This window comes from Collinsella aerofaciens (genome assembly GCF_039752775.1).
Lineage (GTDB): Bacteria > Actinomycetota > Coriobacteriia > Coriobacteriales > Coriobacteriaceae > Collinsella > Collinsella aerofaciens_R.
Genome location: NZ_JBDMGT010000018.1, coordinates 41,181 through 47,676, shown reverse-complemented (window position 1 = coordinate 47,676; position 6,496 = coordinate 41,181). Strand labels below are relative to the sequence as shown.

Below are 6,496 nucleotides of genomic sequence, written 5' to 3'. Positions count from 1 at the left end.
TGCACGAGGCCCCGCGCTCCAGCATCCTCTGGACCGTGTCCCGCTCGTGCCTCGTGAGCCTTCCGTAGGCCCTCGGGGCCGCTTTCGCGGAACCCTTCTTCCTCTTTCCGGACATGCCGTCCTCCGATCTTCCGGGGCCGGCCGGTCCGGCCCTCAGGGTATCGGGTTCCCATATTCATCCGTACATGTACGGATGAATATGGGAGGTGTTCGGATGAAGTTGATATTCAAGGGCGGCCAAGCGTTTTAAAAAATGCCAACTTTTCTGTTTGCACTTTGCGATTCCTCGTGTATACTGACTTTCGCATTTAACGGAGAGTTGTCCGAGTGGCCGAAGGAGCACGATTGGAAATCGTGTAGGCGTCAAAAGCGTCTCCAGGGTTCAAATCCCTGACTCTCCGCCAGTTAATTCCAAAGCAGGCCTTCGAGCCTGCTTTGTTTTTACCCCACGCGGAGGGGTGGCAGAGTGGTTGAATGCGGCGGTCTCGAAAACCGTTTGGCCTGTATAAGGTCACGAGGGTTCGAATCCCTCCTCCTCCGCCATTTTGGTTGAGAAAGCTCCCAGATCGGGGGCTTTTTTCTTTTAAGTCCCTTACAAGCAAATACGGCGGAGGAGGAGGGATTCGAACCCGCCAGGGCGCAAAGCGTAAAGAAAACGCGCCAGTGGCGCGTTTTTAGCGCAGCGCGGTCGGCGTAAGCCGACCGGATAAATTTTGAGCAAAGCTCAAAATTTGGACATCCCTCCTATTCGACCACGCCCCCATCGCGTTCAGCATCAACCCGGATCCCCAAACATGGAACCTATGACCGTACCCAGTCCCGACCGTTTGCCGAGCAATAGGGTCGCAATCGGCGCCGAACATGTACTATGTACGGGCATTGTCTAAACCCGTAACTCAAAGGACCCCATCTTGCCCGTTGCCGCCGCTATGATCGTTACCGCACACGCCTCGGATGCCATGGTTGCCATCCCGTTTTGGCTCGAGATGTTCGCCGTCGTCGCGGCATCGATCTCGGGCGTGTTGGTCGCACGCGAGCACAAACTCGACCTGGTGGGCGCCGTCGCGCTCGCCGTGGTCTGTGGACTGGGCGGCGGTCTTTTGCGCGATATGACGCTGCAGGTGGGCAACGTCTACATCCTCAACCAACCGATGGCGCTCCCGCTCTCCATCGCCACCGCGGCCATCATCTACATCTTCCCGGCAATCGTCGACAAGCCCGAAAAGCTCATTCCCCTGCTCGATATCATCTCGGTGGGTATTTATGCGGCAACCGGCGCAGACAAGGCGCTGGTCTACGGCTTTGCGCCGGCGGTGTGCATCATGATGGGCTTTTTTACCGCGGTGGGCGGCGGCATGCTGCGAGATGGTTTTATGGGTGTGGTGCCGGGTATCTTCCAGCGCACCAACTTCTATGCCATCGCGGCCATCGCCGGATCGGCAAGCTATGTTTGCCTTGTCATGAGCGGCTTGGTCAGCAATGTCGTCGCACTGGTCGTTTGCGTCGTGGTGACCATGGGACTACGCTGGCTGTCGCTGCGCTTTGATATCAAAAGCCCCACCGAGGATGACATCGCACGCTTTTTGCATCGCAAAAAGTAGGTAGCGCGGGCTCATCCTTCGAAATGCAACCGAGAAGTTCTTTTAGAGCGCCCACGCGTTGGGTACCCTGTTAGGTATATGCCGAGTATCTAACGAAGGATTCACTATGCCCTGCAATCAACTCCCGTTGACCCAGCGCCGTAAAGCATGGGGCCGCATCACCATCCTATTCGCGCTCATCGCGCTGGCGATCACCGTGCTTCCCACGGCGTCGTTCGCCGGCACGGACACCGCAGGAAACGTACTTGCGACCGACAATGACGCCAATCCGTCCGGCGTCGAAGGTGACCTGTACTGGGCAGGTCAGGCCCTCAACTTGGATGATGTGTCCATCGGCCGCGATATCATCGCCGCGGGCGATACCCTCTCGATCCGTGACTGCACAGTGGGCGGCGCCGTCCGTCTGGCGGCACGCACCATCGACATTGCCAAGACCACGGTTGATGGCAGCGTGACCGTCGCTGGCCAGCATGTCGTGCTCAATTCCGACAGCACCGCCAACTGTTTCTACGCGATAGGCGAGACGGTTGCCCTGCGAGGCTCCACCAAGTCGGCAGCGCTTGCGGGCGACACGGTGACCATCGATGGCACCGTCAAGGGCGATGTCGAGGTTTGGGCCGACAAGCTCATCCTGGGCAAGAACGCCCACATCACCGGCACCGTGAACGCGCACGTCTCCGAGGACCCCGAGCGCGCCGCGGGAGCCGAGGTCGGTGCGCTCAAGATCGACCGCACCGAGAACGAGGATACTTCCACCGTTAACGATGTCATCGGCGGTATCGTCGCCGCGGCACTCTCGACCTGCTTTGTCGCTCTGCTGCTCGAGCTCATCTTTCCGCGCGCGACCGCCAGCGCCGCCGGCATGCTCCACCAGCGCTCCATGCCCCTGTGGGTGAGCGGTCTTCTGGGCACGATTGCTATCGTCCCCGCCGTCCTACTGCTGATTATCTCTATCGCTGGTCTGTCGCTTGCCGGAACCCTCTTGTGCGGCGTTATCGGCATCGCGTTGATGTCGAGTGCCTTTGCGGGGTGCGCGATCGCCCGCATGGTTGGACACAACCAAAACCGCTACGCCATGGCAGCCGTGGGCGGCGTAATCGCAGGCGCCCTCACGGGGCTTCCCCTCGTAGGTGACTTCATCAGCGGCGTGGCCTTTGTCTTTATGCTCGGTTACATCATCCAAATCATCTGGCGCAACGCCCGCGTCAAGCCGCAGCAGCCGGCTAACACGCCAGGACTCCCCACCGCTTAGCCGCCAACCACCACAAAGGGACCAGGCACCTTTGTGGTGGTGCAGACCAGCTCAGTCCCTATGCACAAAAAGGGCGCCGACCATTACGGTCGACGCCCTTTCTTGTTAGACGCTATAAAGTCCAGCGCTTATTTGTTGACCTGGCCGGCGCGGACGGCGGCCTTCTTGCGGTCGGTGGCGTTGAGCAGGCGCTTGCGCAGGCGGATGTTCTTGGGGGTAATCTCAACCAGCTCGTCGTCGGCGATGTACTCCAGCGCCTCCTCCAGCGAGAAGGTGCGGGGCGGCACCAGCTGAACGGAGATATCGGAGGTCGAGGAACGCTGGTTGCCCAGGTTCTTGGTACGGGCGATGTTGACGACCATGTCGCCAGCCTTGCTGCGCTCGCCCACGATCATGCCCTCGTAGCACTCGGTGCCCGGCTCAACAAAAAGCTGGCCGCGCTCCTGCAGCGTACCCAGAGCATAGGCAACGGCCTTCTCGGTGGTCATGGAGATCATTGCGCCGTTCTGACGGTTGCCGATCTCGCCGGCGTAGGGACCGTACTCCAGGAAGGTGTGGTAGAACACGCCCTCGCCGTGGGTGACGTTCATGATGCGGTTCTTAAGGCCCATGATGCCGCGGGTCGGGATCTTAAACTCGAGGTGCGTCACGATACCCGAGGTATCCATGCTCGTCATGATGCCACCGGAGGTACCGAAGACCTCAACGACCTTGCCCGAGTACTCGTCCGGGCACTCAACGACGGCCTGCTCGACAGGCTCCATCTTGTTGCCGTTCTCGTCCTTCTTAAACAGAACGCGGGGACGGCCGACCTGGAACTCAAAGCCCTCGCGGCGCATGGACTCCATCAGAACGGACAGGTGCAGAATGCCGCGGCCCGAGACCTCGACGCCGCTCTTGTCCTCGAGCTCCTCGATCTTCATGGTCACGTTGTTCTCGGCCTCGTTGAACAGGCGCTCCTTGAGCTGACGGGCGCCCACGATGTCTCCGTCGCGACCGACGAGCGGGGAGGTCGAAGCCTCGAAGACGATGGACAGGGTCGGCGGGTCGATCTCGATGGGCTCGAGCTCGACGGGGTTCTCGGGATCGGTGTAGACATCGCCGATATCGGTGCGGTCGATGCCCACGACGGCGGCGATGTCGCCGGCGCCGACTTCCTGGCACTCGGTGCGGCCCAGGTAGTCGAAGGTAAAGAGCTGCTTGACGGTAGCGGTGGCGCTGGAGCCGTCGTTCTTCACAACCAGAATCTGGTCGCCCTGATGGATGGCGCCGGAATACACGCGACCGATGCCGATACGGCCAACGAAGTTGGAGTGGTCGATGGTCACGCACTGCATGGCCAGCGGAGCGTTCTCGTCAACCTCGGGCGCGGGCATGTCGTCGATGATCATATCGAGCAGCGGATACATGTCCATGTTGCCGTCGTTGGGATCAAGGCGGGCAAAGCCATTCATGGCGCTGGCGTAGACCACGTGCTCCATGGCGAACTCAAGCTGGTCGTCGGTGGCGCCCAGGTCGGCCATGAGGTCCAGGCAGTCGTTGTAGGCCTTCTCGGGGTTGGCGCCCGGACGGTCGATCTTGTTGATGACGATCATGATCTTAAGGCCGGTGTCGATAGCGTGACGCAGCACGAAGCGGGTCTGGGGCATGGGGCCCTCAAAAGCATCGACCAGCAGCAGGGCGCCGTCGGCCATACGCAGCACGCGCTCGACCTCGCCGCCGAAGTCGGCGTGGCCCGGGGTGTCGATGACGTTGATCTTGACGTCCTTATACTCGATAGAGATGTTCTTGGCGAGAATCGTAATGCCGCGCTCGCGCTCCTGGTCGTTGGAATCCAGGACGCGGTCCTCGACCTGCTGGTTGGCACGGAAGGCGTCCGTGGCACGCAGGAGCTTGTCGACCATCGTCGTCTTGCCGTGGTCGACGTGGGCGATGATGGCGATGTTCCTCAGATTGTCTACGCGCATGTAGTTCCCCTATCTTCTATCCATATACAAACGGCACGCGTATGCGGCCCGCCCAGCGATACAACGCTCAGCGGGAATATTGAGCCTTTTACCGAAAACTCGTTTATTTTAGCGATTTTAGATGAGAGGGGTTTCCTCACCTGCAGGTTCAGGGTCGCTCCACATAAAACCATCGCCGGCGCCCATGCCCTCATACAGCACATATGCCGAAAAACCGCTCTCGAGCGTCGTCTCGAAAAAGCTCACGAGCAGGGCGTCATGGTAGCCGCCATCGATCTCGACGCAGCCGGTGTAGCCGATGGCATAGCGGACGATACGGCCCAGGCCCTCGTCCTTAAGACCCATCTTGTGCTCGGAGATAAAGTTGGTGGCCGCCTCCAGGCACGCCTCTTCGCCGTCCTCGTCGAGCGCCGCCAGATAACGGTTGGAAGCAGCATCCTCAATTGCCACGACCACGCCAGGGTTTTCACCGGCGGCAAGGTCGTCCAAGAACGCGCCGATCAGATCGCACACCATGGCGTCGAGCTCGGCGGAGACGTTACCGGCATCCTGCATATCCTGTGCCATCTTTAGACCTTCCCATCGAGTCTGACGTCGTTACAGTTCTTGTGCCTCGGCGGCGATCTTGGCGGCAGCGTCGCGGGTGCGCATCATGTCCGCCGCGCGCTTGTCGAGCACCTTGATCTGACTGGTCAGCATGACTGCATCGACCACGCCCCAGATCACCAGGCCCGTAGAGATCGAAAACCCAAGCGCACCAACTGTACCACGAAGGCGTGAGCAGATTGCCGCGACAAGGGCGGAGACGACAACCATCTTGATAAACGAGCCGCGGCGCTCGCGGAGCGTGCGGGCCTGCGTCACATAGGCAATGCGAGCCGCCTCAGAAGCCTCCGAGCGCATCTGGGCCTCGCGGGCGATCGCAGCCGCCTCAGCCGACATACCGCCGGCCATCAGCGAACGCTCCGCATCCTGGCCGCCCCGCATTTAGAAGTCATCGGGCGAGAGCGTATGGACGAACTCGTCGAACTTCTCGAACTCCTGCTCGTCGTCAACTTCCTCGGTATGGGCAGAAACAGTGCCCAGGCGATTCATGATGTCGTCCTCCACAAACATGGGGGCATTGCTGCGCACGGCAAGGGCAATGGCATCACTGGGACGGGCATCGATCTTGCGCTCGTCACCATCGGCCAGTACGACAATCGTCGCGTAGAACACCGGCGGCTCGGCGCGAACGATCTCGATGCGCTCGAGCTTGGCGCCCAGGGCGCCAACAGTATCGAGCAACAGGTCATGGGTAATCGGGCGATCGGCGCGTCCGCTGTCGATGCCGCGGCTGATTGCCGCAGCCTCAAACGAGCCAGTCTGGATGGAGAGGGAGCGCAGCGGCGCGGGGGAATCCGACTTGCTGCAGCGTTCGCGAAGCACGATAAGCGATGGCACGGGACCGGCGGCCATGACGATGGTCTCTATGTCGACACGAACCATGGAACACCTCCGGTACGTAGCGGTTAACACGCGGCGGCCCGCCGCGTTGAATAGCTATACTACCCAAACTTTCGCGTAGCACACAAAATCAAAGTAGTTAATTTGGGACAGAGCTTTTTTGACTACCTTCTGTGGCTAAGAAAAAAGCCTCGAGGCAATTGCCCCGAGGCTTTTAACAGTTTTGATGG

6 protein-coding genes and 2 tRNA genes are annotated in these 6,496 nt (G+C 60.3%); 4 read left to right on the top strand and 4 right to left on the bottom strand.

Annotation, left to right across the window (positions count from 1 at the left end):
- Nucleotides 1-313: 313 nt before the first annotated feature.
- The 4 genes from ABHR63_RS06245 to ABHR63_RS06230 all read left to right on the top strand — a co-directional run bounded on the left by ABHR63_RS06245 (nucleotide 314) and on the right by ABHR63_RS06230 (nucleotide 2,853).
- Nucleotides 314-404: transfer RNA gene (locus tag ABHR63_RS06245), tRNA-Ser, on the top strand.
- Between the two features lie 48 nt (nucleotides 405-452).
- A tRNA-Ser gene (locus ABHR63_RS06240) sits at nucleotides 453-543 on the top strand.
- Nucleotides 544-911: 368 nt separating this feature from the next.
- Nucleotides 912-1,601: a trimeric intracellular cation channel family protein gene (locus ABHR63_RS06235; protein WP_229065363.1), complete on the top strand. Its 690-nt coding sequence runs from the start codon at nucleotides 912-914 to the stop codon at nucleotides 1,599-1,601.
- A 106-nt stretch (nucleotides 1,602-1,707) separates the two neighbouring features.
- The gene (locus ABHR63_RS06230; RefSeq protein ID WP_138113613.1) at nucleotides 1,708-2,853 is read left to right on the top strand and encodes a bactofilin family protein; all 1,146 of its coding nucleotides are present in this window, start codon (nucleotides 1,708-1,710) and stop codon (nucleotides 2,851-2,853) included.
- A gap of 128 nt (nucleotides 2,854-2,981) precedes the next feature.
- On the opposite strand, the gene typA is transcribed toward ABHR63_RS06230, so the two are convergent.
- The 4 genes from typA to ABHR63_RS06210 all read right to left on the bottom strand — a co-directional run bounded on the left by typA (nucleotide 2,982) and on the right by ABHR63_RS06210 (nucleotide 6,308).
- Nucleotides 2,982-4,820 (bottom strand): translational GTPase TypA, encoded by a 1,839-nt coding sequence (typA, locus tag ABHR63_RS06225; RefSeq protein ID WP_055287536.1) that lies wholly within the window; start codon nucleotides 4,818-4,820, stop codon nucleotides 2,982-2,984.
- A 117-nt stretch (nucleotides 4,821-4,937) separates the two neighbouring features.
- The gene (locus tag ABHR63_RS06220; RefSeq protein ID WP_055287538.1) at nucleotides 4,938-5,387 is read right to left on the bottom strand and encodes a hypothetical protein; all 450 of its coding nucleotides are present in this window, start codon (nucleotides 5,385-5,387) and stop codon (nucleotides 4,938-4,940) included.
- A gap of 30 nt (nucleotides 5,388-5,417) precedes the next feature.
- The gene (locus tag ABHR63_RS06215) at nucleotides 5,418-5,807 is read right to left on the bottom strand and encodes a hypothetical protein (protein ID WP_055287540.1); all 390 of its coding nucleotides are present in this window, start codon (nucleotides 5,805-5,807) and stop codon (nucleotides 5,418-5,420) included.
- Nucleotides 5,808-6,308: a bifunctional nuclease family protein gene (locus ABHR63_RS06210; protein WP_055310297.1), complete on the bottom strand. Its 501-nt coding sequence runs from the start codon at nucleotides 6,306-6,308 to the stop codon at nucleotides 5,808-5,810.
- Between the last annotated feature and the right edge of the window lie 188 nt (nucleotides 6,309-6,496).

Coding starts and splice junctions, on each gene's coding strand:
- ABHR63_RS06220 (WP_055287538.1), bottom strand. CDS start 5,387: ATGGCACAGGATATGCAGGATGCCGGTAACGTCTCCGCCGAGCTCGAC.
- ABHR63_RS06230 (WP_138113613.1), top strand. CDS start 1,708: ATGCCCTGCAATCAACTCCCGTTGACCCAGCGCCGTAAAGCATGGGGC.
- ABHR63_RS06210 (WP_055310297.1), bottom strand. CDS start 6,308: ATGGTTCGTGTCGACATAGAGACCATCGTCATGGCCGCCGGTCCCGTG.
- ABHR63_RS06215 (WP_055287540.1), bottom strand. CDS start 5,807: ATGCGGGGCGGCCAGGATGCGGAGCGTTCGCTGATGGCCGGCGGTATG.
- typA (WP_055287536.1), bottom strand. CDS start 4,820: ATGCGCGTAGACAATCTGAGGAACATCGCCATCATCGCCCACGTCGAC.